The organism is Faecalibacterium sp. 3, assembly GCF_048323735.1.
Taxonomy (GTDB): Bacteria; Bacillota; Clostridia; order Oscillospirales; family Ruminococcaceae; genus Faecalibacterium; species Faecalibacterium wellingii.
Map to the genome: position 1 here is coordinate 1,417,508 of NZ_JBLWFN010000001.1, position 13,388 is coordinate 1,430,895.

A 13,388-nucleotide genomic window follows, 5' to 3' on the forward strand; every position below is an offset into this window, starting at 1 on the left:
TTATTATTGAAAGCGATTTTCTGACTTTTCCGCAGTTGAAAGTACAGATGGATTCCGCTGCGCCTGTTCTGCCTGCAAGCGGCTTAGCAGTTGCAGAACAGAATCCCGTGCTTTCTCCTTGACCTGCTCCTTGCCTTTCTGCCGGACTTCCGGCTTCAGCAGCTTCTCTTGCAAGCGGGCAGCGGTGGTCTGCATGGTCTTGAGAAACTTGTCCAACACGGTATCCAACCGATGGGCTGCATATTCTCTCGTGGGTTGCGGAGCCTTGCGTTCCGGGGACAGCACCCACTTCTTCGTGTCCTCGATCATCTGCATATCTTCCTTGCGGGTCTCGGTGCGTACCACGTCCGTCACGACCTCCACCGCCTTGTCGTAAGCCGCAGCCGATACCTCGTCGATCAGCGTTTCCATGTCGTTGACCTTGAGGGTCAATTCGTCCAGCTTGTTCTGCTGGGCGGCAAGCTGCTCCTTTTGTTTAGCAAGGATGAAATCCTGCTTTTCCAGATATTTGCGGTTGCCGTACTCCGCTTCTTCCTCCAATTCCAGCCCGTGCCGCTTGGCGATTTCAAACAGCATCTTCCGGCAGGCGGCATCAAAGGTGATTTTGCGGTTGTTGCGGCGGCTGAGGGGCTTGTCCGGGTCGGGCAGCTCAAAGCCCAACGCTTCCAACGCCTTTTCCTGCTGGGGTGCCACCTCGCCGTACTTATTCTCACAGTCGAACACATGACGTTCGTGGATGTGGGGTGTGCTTTCGTCCAGATGCAGTGCCCAGTCCAGCACATGAACATGGTCGCCAAACTTGGACTTGAACTCGTCAATGAACTCGGTGACGATGTTCAGCAAGTCCTCCGCCGAAGCGTGTTCATCCAGCGTTCCCAGCTGGTAGATGGTCTCTTCCGGGCAGGTCTTGCGGCTGGACAGCAGGTCGGGAATGGAGCGGTTGCGTTCCGTGTGCCGGATCCTGGCGTTTCGCTCGTTCTGGCTTTCCACAAAAGCCGTGTAGTGGGTTTCGTAGAACTGCCGTTCTACGTCCGAGAAGGTTGCCGCCAGATCATCCGGGTCTTGTGGGTCGAGAGCCGAACGGAAACCGTGGAAGCAGTCCCAGTAGATGTTGCCCTTGGCTCGTTCCGAGTCGATGTGTTCACTGTTGGCAAGGTTGAAACTGCGGTCATTGTGTTTTGGGTTATAGGTGCCGTGGGTTCCGGCTCGTCCGTTGTGTCGTGTTAATTTCAGATAGACATTCCTCCGTTTCAACAGCTTGGCGTGGAAAAACGCAGCAGCGGAGCTGCTGGATCTGCCGCCGTTTTGCGCCAGATAATACCCAGTAGGATATGACGCACAGCATCATATCACTGGGCAAGGCGTTCCCCCTTGACTCCCTTCAACGGGCCATTTTGGCCCGTTGATTTTGGCAAGCTGGCGGGCAAAGATTTGCGAATCTCTGCCCGCAGCTCGTCCGGCTTTTTCAGTGGGCCATTTTGACCCACTGATTCTGTTACGGGTAAAAAATCAAGTGCCGGATAGCGGCACCTGATTTTCAACGACTTTGAGGCGTTACAGGTAGAATCAAGTGCTCATTTTGATCACCTGATTTTTACGGAGTGGGAGTGACGTGTTACAGATAAAACCGGAGTTATCAAAATGGAAACTCCGGTGGCTCTGCCACGGATGCAATCAAGTTATCATTTTGATAACTTGATTTTGATACAGCTACAATCAAGTTCCCAAAGTGGGAACTTGATTCGGCGGGAGTTGCAAATCAAGTTACGGAAAGCGTAACCTGATTTCAGATGACAGCCCGAATTCCCACTTTGGGGATTTGGGAGTGAGCGATTAAGAGTTACGGTATTTTGGCACTTCCCAGAATGGGAAGTGCCACTTTACTAAATAAAAGTAACACCGATAAGGAACTTGACAAACTTTGTCAAGTCCCTCAAAGAGAAGTGTGTGCGATTGTTTTACGCTGGCGGTAGCCTTTCTGCCGACAGGCATTGCTGCAATATCTGGCATCTGCCCGAATCGGTAAGAACTGCTCCCCGCAGCAAGCGCAGGTATACGTTCCACGTTCGGCACGCTTTTTAAGGCTTTTCCGTAGATTCAGCATCTTGTGACCGCATGTTTGGAAACTGCAATATTTGCGGTTTCGGGTCTGGGTGTAGATGACCTTGCGGCAGTATTCACATTGGATTCTGCGCACACTGGGGTCGCCATCAATGAAATATTCCATCAGGGTGTCCTGATTTTCACGTTCCCATTGTTCTGTTGTCATAGGCATCCTCCTTTGGCTGTTACAGGTGTGTGGTGGATAATGAAAAGCATTATTTGCCCCAAATGTTACGGGTATATGGTGGTTACCAAAATGATAACCACCACTTTTACACAATAAAGCGTTACGATTGTCTGGTTGGTGATCAAAATGATCACCAACTAAAATCTGTGCGTTAATGCTGGGTGGTAAGTGGACATTTTGTCCATTTACCACTTCCAAGTGGTGAGTTACGGTTTTCGTAACCCACCATGGGGTAATCGTGTTACAGTAATCTGGCAAATACCGGAAAGCGACACTTACCAGATTTCACCGTGGCTTGACAAAATGTCAAGTCGAGGTTAAGCGTAGCACGAACAGAATCAATGTGGACAAATTGTCTACATTGATTCAAGCTGCGGCAATTCACCCCATGTGGTTAAAATGTCCACATGAGGTGAGCCGTAACGCATAAGGTTTTTCTGATGAATGACGCTTTGTGTCATTCACCACATCAACTGGCCATTTTGACCAGTTGATATTGGGTGCGCCGTTCTCCCTGCATGGCTTTCCTGCCCCCTTCCGGCGGCGTTTTCCGGCTCTCCCTTACGGGGTCATGGCCGGGTATCCAATGCAGACGGTCTTTCGGTTTTCAAGGTACGGTGCTGGATTTGGCAATAAAAAATCGCCACACAACAACCTGAACCTGACCATCCCTTCCGGGATGGCCTTAGTTCGGGTTTGCTATGTAGCGATAAGAAAGTCAAAAACTTGCTCCGGCTCCTTCGGGAGCTGAGCTGGAACTCTAAGTAAATATGTTATATTAAATTGTTGGAATAGATTACCACAAAAATCGAGCCATGTCAACAAAAAGCTTTGAGAACACGCTGATTTCGGCAGATTGCAAGAAAAAACAAGGGAAACCTTGGCGAAAAGAGAGAGGGCTGGACGGCACTAGCCCCCCTGTGGGTCACAATTGCGCTATAACATCAACGACCTTTCAGGATCGGCGCAAGCCGCTTGTATATTAGCATGGTAAAGCCGCCGATGACAAGTCCTTTCAGAATGTTGGAAGGCAAGGCATTGAACAGCACAATGTCCAGCTTTGTGTGAATGAACGGCAGGAACGCGCCGAAAGAGGCGATGAGCTGATCCAACGGCATAAAGGTTTCAAACAGGGGAAGCAGGATGAAGTAGTTTGCCAGTGCTGCGGCAATACCTATCACAAAGCTGGCGGTGACACAGGCGATCCATGCTGTTTTCTTGGTTTTGTGGCGTTTATAAATAGCTCCGGCAGCGACCACATAAGAAGCGCCCATCAGAAAGTTGGCAATCTCTCCATGCTCCATTGAGGATATCTCTCTATCAATGAGAGATAGGGGTTTATCAAGTTTTACATAAAATTACATTGCCGGTGAGCATACGATGAGCAGATGTTTTTTATTGCCTTTCGAGTATAGATACGTTAAAATATACTTATTAAGCATGATGAATTTGGGAGGTGTTTTTCGTGGAAATTAGAGTTCTTCGATATTTTCTGACTGTAGTAAGGGAAGAAAGTATCACAAAAGCCTCAGAAGTTTTACATATCACGCAGCCGACACTTTCACGTCAGCTTGCACAGATGGAGGAAGATATTGGTGTAAAGCTGTTTGATAGAGGGACACGGAAAATCAAATTGACAAATGAAGGAATACTTCTTCGCCGTCGTGCGGAAGAAATTTTGCAGCTTGTAGATAAGACAGAAAAAGAATTAGTGGAGCAAGAGGAACAGGTGGAAGGTAAAATTTCCATTGGGTGTGGAGAAATTGCTGCTGTACAACTTCTTCCTAAAATAATTGAGTCCTTTCGTCAGAAATATCCCCGTGTTACTTTTGACATTTTTACAGCCACAGCAGATTTGGTAAAGGAACAAATGGATAAGGGACTACTGGATATTGGTTTGCTTCTTGAGCCGGTTGATATGGAAAAATATGAATTTATTCGCTTGAATATAAGGGAAAAATGGGTGGTTCTGATGAAATCGGATGATCCACTCTCCAAGAAAGAAACGGTAAGCGCAAAAGATTTGTCTGTACTGCCTTTGATTCTTCCAAGGCGTATGAATGTGCAGAGTGAGTTGGCAAGTTGGTTTGGCAACTACTATGAGAAACTGGATATTGTTTTTACCAGCAATTTAAGTACGAACAGCGCAATTATGGTGAATGGAGGCTTGGCATATTCATTGGTGATTGAAGGGGCTGTACCCTTCTGGGATCAATCAAAGGTTACATTCAGACCGCTTGATCCGCCAATTACAGCAACAAGTGTATTAGCATGGAAACGTGGTCAGCCGTTTAGCTTAGCAACCACAAAATTCATCAAACATATTCAATGCTTTTTAGGCATGAAAAAACCATAAAAACTAAGTATTTGATATAATTCAATTAGAAAATTATAATATAGGCGTAGAGATAAAGCAAACAGCTTTAATTTCTGCACCTATATTTTTTATTGAGGAGGGAGTGCCATTTCATGAAACCGGATTATGATTCCCTTATAAACGCCGGATTAAGCAAAGAAGAAATCGCAAAAATTTCAGGATGTGAAGATCAAGAAATGCAGATAAGGATGTTGCGAAAATATCGGTACAAATTGCTTGATGAGGTACATGAAAAGCAGCAGTCACTTGATGCAATCGATTATATGATCTGTAAAATAAAAAATAACAATAAATGGGACTATGGGTCTTTATCGGCTTTTACACAGTGAAAGGACTCAGAAAGATAACCTCACAGAGCAGAAGAAAGGAATAAATTGTAAAATCTTAGTGGAGGAAAAGGCATGAATCAGCAAACAACTCTGTTTTCAAACGAGAAGTTGATGGCTATGATTATTCCCCTGTTTTTAGAGCAGCTGCTGATAATGCTTGTAGGGATGGCGGACACACTGGTGGTCAGCTACGCAGGAGAAGCGGCAGTATCCGGTGTTTCACTGGTAAATCAGTTCAATACTATTTTTATTTATCTGTTTACAGCATTGGCATCTGGAGGGGCGGTTGTGATCAGCCAGTATATTGGTAGAAAGAAAAATGATGACGCTGGAGAATCCGCCAGTCAGCTTCTATCATTCTCTACGATTTTTTCCATACTGATCGCAGGGATGGTTCTAATTGGAAATGAAGGGATGCTTCGTCTGATGTTCGGTAAAGTGGAAGATTCTGTGATGCACGCTTGTATTACATACCTTAGGATTTCTGCATATTCCTATCCGGCATTGGCGGTTTACAATGCTGGCGCTGCCCTTTTTCGCAGTATTGGAAAAACCAGTGTGACCATGTATTTGTCGGTAATTTCCAATATCATCAATGTTATTGGAAATCTCATTGGTGTATTTGTTTTGCATGCAGGTGTTGCAGGTGTTGCATACCCTTCACTGATCGCTCGGACATTTTCAGCCGTGATGATTACAGTACTTTGTTTTCAGAGAAAAAATGAAGTGTTCTATCGCTGCAAGTGGATTTTCCGGTGGAATGTGGATTTCATGAAACAAATTCTAAAAATCGCTATTCCAAATGGGATGGAAAACGGTGTATTCCAGTTAGTCAAAGTAGCATTAAGCGGTATCGTTGCACTTTTTGGAACATATCAGATTGCTGCAAATGGTGTTGCACAAAGTATCTGGTCATTGGCTGCGCTGGCGGGAGTTGCTATGGGGCCCATATTTATAACGGTCATTGGACAGTGTATGGGAAATGGCGATGCAGATGCTGCGGAGCATAATTTTAAGAGATTGACAAGAATCACATTGCTGATTTCATCGGCATGGAATCTTTTGATTTTTCTTCTGACTCCATTCTTTATGAAATTTTATGCTTTGCAGCCGGAGACCAAACGGCTTGTAATCTGGCTGGTTTTAATCCATAACGTGTTTAATGCAGCAGCATATCCCTTTTCCGGTGCACTTAGTAATGGGCTGCGGGCAGCGGGTGATGTGAAATTTACCATGTATGTTTCGGTTATCTCCACGATAGCAGTGCGTCTCCTTTTATCATGGTTCTTAGGAATTGTTTTGAAAATGGGCGTGATCGGGATTGCTATTGCAATGGTTTGTGACTGGAGCATTCGTGCGGTCATATTTTTCTGGAGGCAGAAGTCCGGAAAATGGAAAACATTTCAGGTGATATAGATTCATTTATGGGTAAAAAGTCTGTGAGTTGGATGTGGGCATTGTAACAAACGCTGCCCGTTCCATGTGGATCAGGTTGCAAGGATGCAAGAAATTTTAGGCTATTTTAATTCTTGAAGGGAGAATCAATCATGACAGAAAAAGATTTTAAACAGATCTTCCCATTGGGTGAGAAAAATGATGCGTATGCACAATATTTTGTTGGACAGAGTTACCTGTCCATGCTGACAACGGAAAGAGTTGGAATTGCAAATGTAACTTTTGAGCCAGGATGCCGGAATAACTGGCATATTCATCACAAAGGCGGACAGATTTTGCTCTGTACTGCCGGACGTGGATATTATCAGGAGTGGGGAAAACCGGCTCAGGAGATGAACCCCGGTGATGTCATCAATATTGCGCCGGAAGTGAAGCATTGGCATGGCGCTGCTCCTGATAGCTGGTTTTCTCATTTGGCGGTGGAGGTCCCGGCAGAAGGAAGTTCTAATGAATGGTTGGAACCGGTGAAGGAAGAAGAATACAGTAAGCTAAAATAAGGAGACAAATTATGAAAAAGGTAACAGCGGGCAGAGATGCCCTGGGTGATTTTGCACCAAAATTTGCGGAACTGAATGATGACGTGCTGTTTGGAGAAGTGTGGTCACGAGAAGATAAGCTGCCTGCAAGAGACAGAAGCATCGTCACAGTAACAGCACTTATGGCAAGCGGTGTTCTGGACAGTTCTCTTGCCTTTCATATAGGAGAGGCAAAAAAGAACGGTGTTACAAAAGAAGAAATGGCAGAAATTTTGACACACGCTGCCTTTTATGCTGGCTGGCCGAAGGCCTGGGCAGCATTCCGCATGGCGAAGGAAATCTATCAGGACTAAGGAGGAAAAACAGTATGTTAGGAAATTTTTCGTATTCAAATCCGACAAAACTTTACTTTGGAGAGGAGTCTCTTTGTTCTTTGAACGAGGAGCTTCCCAAATATGGAAAAACCGTTCAGTTGATTTATGGCGGTGGTTCTATCAAGAAAAATGGTATTTACAATCAGGTTATGAGATTACTGAAAGATAACGGAAAAGTAGTCGTTGAGGATGGAGGAGTGATGCCAAATCCTACCGTGGAGAAACTGCGGGAGGGTGTTCAGATTGCCAGAGAGAATCATGTGGACTTTCTGCTGGCTGTAGGCGGCGGCTCTTGCTGCGACTATGCAAAAGCGCTTTCCGTGTCTGTTCACTGTGACGAAGATCCATGGGAGAAATATTATATCCGCTTTGAGGAGCCGGATTGTGAGATTGTCCCTGTTGGCTGTGTATTGACTATGGTGGGAACCGGAAGCGAAATGAATGGAGGTGCGGTCATCACCAATCACGATCAAAAGCTGAAAATTGGTCATGTGTTTGGAGATGCTGTGATGCCGAAGTTTGCAATCCTGAATCCGAAATTCACGTTCACATTGCCGAAACAGCAGATGGTGGCCGGCATTTATGATATTTTCAACCATATCTGCGAGCAGTATTTCTCTGGGGAGGACGACAATACCAGCGATTATATCAGCGAGGCACTGATGAAATCGGTAATTCACAGTTCGAGAATTGCCATTCGGAATCCAGAGGACTATGAGGCAAGGTCGAATATCATGTGGGCTGCAACCTGGGCACTGAATACGCTTGTTTCCAGAGGAAAAAGTACCGACTGGATGGTTCATATGCTTGGTCAGGCAGTAGGAGCATATACGGATGCAACTCACGGAATGACGCTTTCTGCGGTGTCACTTCCTTACTATCGGTATATTATGCCTTATGGTCTTAGCAAGTTTTGCCGTTTTGCTGTGAATGTGTGGGAGGTCGATCCTGCTGGAAAAGCTGATGAACAGGTTGCCAGAGAAGGGCTTTCCTGTATGGAAGTTTGGATGAAAGAACTGGGACTTACAATGAATCTCCATGAGTTGGGAGCAACAGAAGAAATGTTGCAGGGGATCGCAAATGGAACCTTCATCATGGAAGGTGGATATAAGGTGTTGAATCATGATGAAGTGTTGGAGATTTTGAAGAACAGTCTGTAAGTATTTAAGAAGGAGCTTTTAGAACGATAATATAATAGAGAAAGACAAGTGCTGTGAAAGAAATTTTTCTTTGATGGTGCTTGTCTTTTTTTTTTAATTCATCACTTGACATTGTGGCACAACTTCATTAAGAATTTTCATGGCTTCTTACCTCCTGTGTCTAAAGCATAAAGCTGCACGAACCGTGCAGTCAAGGTCTTTTTGAAATTTTTTGAAAAAATAATAGGTACACCATGCTTCCATAGTGTACCTGCCAATAAGGTAGTGTCTGTTCGATTGTCCAAATCCCTGCCATGAATCATAGTTGTGAATGTACATTTGATGCTTGGTCTAAACAGGCAAGATTGCAGCTGCCGTTTTGGGCTCGAACCTGACCGTTTTCCTGGCTTTGCATAAAAACTCAATGCCTGTTTTAAGGGGTTGATTTTGGCTCTGCACATTTTTGCACACTTTTTGCACACCGGAACAGCTGGATAACGGATGCGAGAGGGGATAACAGGTGCAAGGAATGCAGCAGATGCAAAACGTAAATTTACGATAAAACGATAAAAATAACGAATTGACGCAATTTTGAAAATTGACGATTGTTGCACGTTGGTTTCTCTTAATCAGTGGGCCCAGGGTTCGAGTCCCTGGAGGTGCACCACAACAACAAAATCCGAACTTTTTTCCGATAGGAGAAGGGTTCGGATTTTTTGTATTCTTCGGAAAACAGAACGAATCCCTTGCTTCCATCGAAAAATGTCCTAGACCTTATCATAAGAAAGCACGACAGACCATTGTGAGAGTGCCGTAAGGCGGAAAGGACACAAACATGAAGTACGATGAAAGAGCCTGCAAATTCAACATGGACACCGGGTGCGTGGAGCTGCTGCTCCGGGATGGAAGAAAAATATCCATCGACTGCACCGGGGTCGAGGATGCGTTGGATGTGACCATGGCGCAGAGGTCGGAGTTGGATTATCTCATCTACAATGACCCGCTGGGCTATGCGGATTTGATTCTGAATGGCGACCTGGAGAAATATTTGAAGAATGTAGCTGGAGGTCATGGACTAAAATCATAAGATAAATCAATAAACATCCAAAACGGAGACCTTTTATAAGGTGCTCCGTTTTTTAGGTTGCGTAACGGCGATTTTAATCTTGCACTGCATTGGAAAGAATGCTATACTAGGTAAGCTAAAGCTAACTGTGGTATATTTGACTGGATTCAGGAGATCGCGAAAGAAGATGGAACTCAAACAGCTAGAGTATTTTACCATTGTATGTGAAAAAGGAAGCTTCAGCCAGGCAGCAGAATGCCTTTATACATCGCAGCCAAATGTCAGCAAGGTGATTTCCTCGCTGGAAAAAGAGCTGGGGAGAAAATTGGTGGAGCGGAGCAGCCGAGGGCTGCGGATCACGCCCTACGGTGAGACTGTGCGCGATTATGCAAAAGTCATTCTGAAACACGCTTCTCTGATCAGCTCGATGGCAACACATCACAACGGCAAAAAGTTCACGCTGGCAACTTACCCCAGCAATATGATCACGAATCTTCTGGTGGATTTTTACCGACACTGGGGTAAAGAGTACATCGTCGAACATCAGGAAGGCAGTGTGGAAGAGGTCAGCAACTGGGTGGCCAGTGGGCAGACGGAAATCGGTATCGTCTACATTGCACAGCGTCAGCTGGCGGCGTTTCGGCACATTCTTGGGCATAAAAATCTGGAATTCGAACCGCTCGATGTAAAAGAAGCCTGTGTCTATGTGGGTCCCAATCACCCATATTACGAGAGAGACTGCGTGGATTTCTCGGAGCTGTCCAGCTTGCGCTTCATAGGGGCGGTACGGGACTACTTTTCTATGGAGCATCATCTGGACCGGGTCTCATTGGGTGCTATCAGCACCAAAGATTTGAATTATTCCATTTACTCGAATAGCGACCACATGACCATCAATGCGCTGATGCAGACCGACCTGTGCAGCCTTGGCATCAATTTTATGCACCAGCCGTATAAACACTATGACATTAAGAATCTGAAAATCAACGGATGTGAGCCATTTTTACTGATTGGAATCGTCCGACCAGAGGGCGATGAACTAAGTGAAGCAGCACAATGGTTTATCGAAAATTTCAAAAAGCTGCTCTAAGAAAGGCGTGACCCGCTATAACGATTTGTTATGGAAAGCTATGCCGATTTCATCACTGGTCAGGCAGGACAAACTGTGGTATCCTATGGGAGCGCCGCGCGGCAAGCGTGGTGCTCCTTTTTCGTTATAACTGATGCTTTTTGATACCACAGGAGGAAACACACTATGAAAATCTCTCGCAGAAACTTCTGCCTGCTGATGGCGGGTGCCTGCTGCACCGGCGTGCTGGCTGCCTGCGGCTCCAGCTCTTCGTCCACTGCTTCGTCCAGCGCAGCATCCGCTTCCGCTGCGGCATCTGGGGAAGTCCGCGATGAGCTGATCTTTGTCAACTATCGTGATATTCGTGATCTGAACCCGCATCTGTATGCGGGCGAAATGTATGCCCAGAGCATCCTCTACGATACGCTGGTCAGCATTACGGCGAACGGTTATGAAGGCTGTCTGGCGGAAAGCTGGGACATCAGCGAGGATGGCTGCACCTACACCTTCCACATTCGTCCCAATGTTCTGTTCTCGGATGGCGAAAAGTGCGATGCGAATGCCATCCTTGCCAACTTCAACGCCATTCTGGAAAACCGCGAACGCCACACTTGGCTGGAAATGATGAACCTGCTGGTGGGTGTGTCGGCTCCCGATGAAAACACCTTCGTCATTGAGATGAGCGAGCCTTACTACCCCATGCTGACGGAGCTGGGCTGTATCCGTCCCTTTGCCATGATCTCCCCCAACTGCATGATCAACGGCAGCACGAAGGATGGCGTCAATGGCCACATTGGCACCGGTCCCTATGTGCTGACGGATTTCGTGACCGATGAATACGCCGTGTTTGAGCGGAACGAGAATTACTGGGGCGAAGCTCCGGCCATCCGCAAGATCACGGTCAAGGTCATTCCCGACAACCAGACCCGTATTATGGCTCTGGAATCCGGCGAGATCGACCTGATTTTCGGCAAGAACATGATCGATGCCGATGCGATCAGCCAGTATCTGGACAGCGACAAGTTCACGGTCGGTCTGTCTGACCCCACCTCTACCCGGCACATCGTTATGAACACCACCCATGAGATCCTGAGCGACCCGGCAGTTCGTAAGGCGCTGCAGCACGCTACCGACCGTCAGACCATCTCTGACGGCATCTTCTACGGTCTGGAGCAGCCTGCGGATACGCTTTACGCCACCACGGTCCCCTACTGCAATGTCGGCTTGAAGCCTTATGAGTACAGCACCGAGACTGCGGCGCAGATCCTTGACGAAGCGGGCTGGGTATTGGGCAGCGACAAGATGCGCGCCAAGGATGGCAAGCAGCTGGCGCTCGACCTGCTCTACAACAGCGACAGCGTGACGGAAAAGACCATTGCCGAGTATCTTCAGAGCGAGTACCTCAAGCTGGGCATTTCCATGACCATTCACGGCGAGGAAGAGCAGTCCTACCGCGATAACATGAAGGCCGGCAACTTCGATATGGTGTTCAATATCTGCTGGGGGATGCCGTATGACCCGCAGTCTTCGCTGGCTGCGATGCGTGCCCCGGTCTATGGCGACTATGCCGCCCAGCAGGGTCTTGAGGACAAGGCGGAGATCGACGAAGCCATTACCAAAATCCTGACTTCTACGGACGAGGCCGAGCGTCAGGAGCTGTATAAGTCGGTCCTGACCAACCTGCACGAGGATGCAATGTATCTGCCGCTGACCTATGAGTGCAACAAGGCTCTGTACACCTCTGCTCTGCACGGCGTCCACTTTGGCACCGACCAGTACGATGTGCCCTTTGCGGATATGTATTTTGAATAAGAATTGACAGGAAAAGCCGCTTCGGGTATGGAGCGGCTTTTCTTGAAGAAAGGACTGCCCATGAAACGCTATGTTGTACGCAGACTGTTGATGGCGATTCCGCTGCTGCTAGCCATTTCCTTCGTCTGCTTCTGCTTTATCAATCTGATTCCATCCAACCCGGCGGAGGTCGCGCTGCGCGTCCAGCAGACCACCGTGATCACGGACGAAATCATCGCTGCGATGGAAGAACAGCTTGGTCTGAACAAGCCCTTCTTTGTCCGCTATTTTGACTGGGTGCTGGGCTGTCTCCACGGTGACTTTGGCATCAGCTATGTCAACCCGAAACGCACCGTGGCGGGCGAGCTGCTGCGTTGCCTGCCTGCAACCCTTCAGCTGGCAGGAACTTCTTTTGTCATCGTGGCGGTGCTCAGTATCCCCATCGGCTTCCTCTGTGCAGTCTATAAGGACGGCTGGTTTGATAAAATTATGCGCGGACTGGTCTTTGTGACGACTGCTATGCCTGCCTACTGGGTGGGTCTGCTGCTGATGTGGGGCATTGGTGTTAAATTGAACTGGCTTCCCACCAATGGCAACGGAACATGGCGGCATCTGATCTTGCCGTCCTTCACGGTGGCATTGAGCTATATTTCGACGTATATCCGTCTGATTCGCAACAATATGCTGGAAAACATGAAACAGGACTATGTGCTTTACGCCAATGTGCGCGGGCTGCCGCAGAAGTCGATTCTGGTCAAGCACATTCTGAAAAACTCCATGCACACCTGCATCGTGGCGATGGGTATGAGCATCCCGCAGCTGATCTCCGGCACCATCGTGGTCGAAAATGTTTTTTCGTGGCCGGGACTTGGTACGCTCTGCATCAGTTCCATCTTCAATCGGGATTACCCGGTCATCCAGACCTATGTTTTGCTGATCGGGGTACTGTTTGTCCTGTTCAATCTGCTGTTTGATATTTTGCAGACCGTCTCCGATCCCCGTCTGCGCAAGGAGGACTGACC

14 protein-coding genes are annotated in these 13,388 nt (G+C 47.3%); 10 read left to right on the forward strand and 4 right to left on the reverse strand.

Annotated features, from left to right (window positions below; translation table 11 throughout):
- Positions 1–3: 3 nt before the first annotated feature.
- The 3 genes from ACNSPV_RS06605 to ACNSPV_RS06615 all read right to left on the reverse strand — a co-directional run bounded on the left by ACNSPV_RS06605 (position 4) and on the right by ACNSPV_RS06615 (position 3,594).
- Positions 4–1,254: a hypothetical protein gene (locus ACNSPV_RS06605; RefSeq protein WP_348584055.1), complete on the reverse strand. Its 1,251-nt coding sequence runs from the start codon at positions 1,252–1,254 to the stop codon at positions 4–6.
- Between the two features lie 679 nt (positions 1,255–1,933).
- Positions 1,934–2,269, reverse strand: coding sequence for a hypothetical protein (locus ACNSPV_RS06610; protein ID WP_348584054.1), 336 nt, complete (start codon positions 2,267–2,269; stop codon positions 1,934–1,936).
- A 965-nt stretch (positions 2,270–3,234) separates the two neighbouring features.
- On the reverse strand, positions 3,235–3,594 hold the full coding sequence (locus ACNSPV_RS06615; protein ID WP_348584052.1) for an ECF transporter S component: 360 nt from the start codon (positions 3,592–3,594) through the stop codon (positions 3,235–3,237).
- 161 nt (positions 3,595–3,755) lie between these two features.
- On the opposite strand from ACNSPV_RS06615, the gene ACNSPV_RS06620 reads away from it, so the two are divergent.
- From ACNSPV_RS06620 to ACNSPV_RS06645, 6 genes are all read left to right on the forward strand, one after another.
- Positions 3,756–4,646, forward strand: a complete 891-nt coding sequence (locus tag ACNSPV_RS06620) for a LysR family transcriptional regulator (protein ID WP_348584050.1) — start codon at positions 3,756–3,758, stop codon at positions 4,644–4,646.
- A 113-nt stretch (positions 4,647–4,759) separates the two neighbouring features.
- Positions 4,760–4,996, forward strand: coding sequence for a hypothetical protein (locus ACNSPV_RS06625; RefSeq protein WP_348584048.1), 237 nt, complete (start codon positions 4,760–4,762; stop codon positions 4,994–4,996).
- 72 nt (positions 4,997–5,068) lie between these two features.
- On the forward strand, positions 5,069–6,412 hold the full coding sequence (locus ACNSPV_RS06630) for an MATE family efflux transporter (RefSeq protein WP_348584047.1): 1,344 nt from the start codon (positions 5,069–5,071) through the stop codon (positions 6,410–6,412).
- 131 nt (positions 6,413–6,543) lie between these two features.
- Positions 6,544–6,948 carry a cupin domain-containing protein gene (locus ACNSPV_RS06635; RefSeq protein WP_348584045.1) on the forward strand — a complete coding sequence of 135 codons (405 nt, stop codon included), beginning with the start codon at positions 6,544–6,546 and terminating at the stop codon, positions 6,946–6,948.
- Positions 6,949–6,959: 11 nt separating this feature from the next.
- Positions 6,960–7,280: a carboxymuconolactone decarboxylase family protein gene (locus ACNSPV_RS06640; RefSeq protein ID WP_015561020.1), complete on the forward strand. Its 321-nt coding sequence runs from the start codon at positions 6,960–6,962 to the stop codon at positions 7,278–7,280.
- Positions 7,281–7,294: 14 nt separating this feature from the next.
- Entirely contained in the window at positions 7,295–8,461 is a 1,167-nt protein-coding gene (locus ACNSPV_RS06645; protein WP_348584043.1) for an iron-containing alcohol dehydrogenase, read from the forward strand.
- A 137-nt stretch (positions 8,462–8,598) separates the two neighbouring features.
- Here ACNSPV_RS06645 and ACNSPV_RS06650 read toward each other — a convergent pair whose 3' ends face one another.
- Complete coding sequence (locus ACNSPV_RS06650) at positions 8,599–9,054, reverse strand: hypothetical protein (RefSeq protein ID WP_348584041.1); 456 nt, start codon at positions 9,052–9,054, stop codon at positions 8,599–8,601.
- 221 nt (positions 9,055–9,275) lie between these two features.
- Here ACNSPV_RS06650 and ACNSPV_RS06655 point away from each other — a divergent pair, with 221 nt between their 5' ends.
- The 4 genes from ACNSPV_RS06655 to opp1B all read left to right on the forward strand — a co-directional run bounded on the left by ACNSPV_RS06655 (position 9,276) and on the right by opp1B (position 13,386).
- Positions 9,276–9,527 carry a DUF6061 family protein gene (locus tag ACNSPV_RS06655; protein ID WP_348584039.1) on the forward strand — a complete coding sequence of 84 codons (252 nt, stop codon included), beginning with the start codon at positions 9,276–9,278 and terminating at the stop codon, positions 9,525–9,527.
- A 166-nt stretch (positions 9,528–9,693) separates the two neighbouring features.
- The gene (locus ACNSPV_RS06660) at positions 9,694–10,596 is read left to right on the forward strand and encodes a LysR family transcriptional regulator (protein WP_348584037.1); all 903 of its coding nucleotides are present in this window, start codon (positions 9,694–9,696) and stop codon (positions 10,594–10,596) included.
- Positions 10,597–10,761: 165 nt separating this feature from the next.
- Positions 10,762–12,387 carry a nickel ABC transporter substrate-binding protein gene (gene nikA / locus ACNSPV_RS06665; RefSeq protein WP_348584035.1) on the forward strand — a complete coding sequence of 542 codons (1,626 nt, stop codon included), beginning with the start codon at positions 10,762–10,764 and terminating at the stop codon, positions 12,385–12,387.
- 60 nt (positions 12,388–12,447) lie between these two features.
- Positions 12,448–13,386 (forward strand): nickel/cobalt ABC transporter permease, encoded by a 939-nt coding sequence (gene opp1B / locus ACNSPV_RS06670; protein ID WP_348584033.1) that lies wholly within the window; start codon positions 12,448–12,450, stop codon positions 13,384–13,386.
- The last annotated feature ends 2 nt before the right edge of the window (positions 13,387–13,388 follow it).

Excerpts from the sequence above, each read along its gene's own strand:
- ACNSPV_RS06610 (WP_348584054.1), bottom strand. The coding sequence starts at position 2,269 with ATGACAACAGAACAATGGGAACGTGAAAATCAGGACACCCTGATGGAA.
- opp1B (WP_348584033.1), top strand. The coding sequence starts at position 12,448 with ATGAAACGCTATGTTGTACGCAGACTGTTGATGGCGATTCCGCTGCTG.
- ACNSPV_RS06655 (WP_348584039.1), top strand. The coding sequence starts at position 9,276 with ATGAAGTACGATGAAAGAGCCTGCAAATTCAACATGGACACCGGGTGC.
- ACNSPV_RS06660 (WP_348584037.1), top strand. The coding sequence starts at position 9,694 with ATGGAACTCAAACAGCTAGAGTATTTTACCATTGTATGTGAAAAAGGA.
- ACNSPV_RS06645 (WP_348584043.1), top strand. The coding sequence starts at position 7,295 with ATGTTAGGAAATTTTTCGTATTCAAATCCGACAAAACTTTACTTTGGA.
- nikA (WP_348584035.1), top strand. The coding sequence starts at position 10,762 with ATGAAAATCTCTCGCAGAAACTTCTGCCTGCTGATGGCGGGTGCCTGC.
- ACNSPV_RS06630 (WP_348584047.1), top strand. The coding sequence starts at position 5,069 with ATGAATCAGCAAACAACTCTGTTTTCAAACGAGAAGTTGATGGCTATG.
- ACNSPV_RS06615 (WP_348584052.1), bottom strand. The coding sequence starts at position 3,594 with ATGGAGCATGGAGAGATTGCCAACTTTCTGATGGGCGCTTCTTATGTG.
- ACNSPV_RS06640 (WP_015561020.1), top strand. The coding sequence starts at position 6,960 with ATGAAAAAGGTAACAGCGGGCAGAGATGCCCTGGGTGATTTTGCACCA.
- ACNSPV_RS06625 (WP_348584048.1), top strand. The coding sequence starts at position 4,760 with ATGAAACCGGATTATGATTCCCTTATAAACGCCGGATTAAGCAAAGAA.
- ACNSPV_RS06635 (WP_348584045.1), top strand. The coding sequence starts at position 6,544 with ATGACAGAAAAAGATTTTAAACAGATCTTCCCATTGGGTGAGAAAAAT.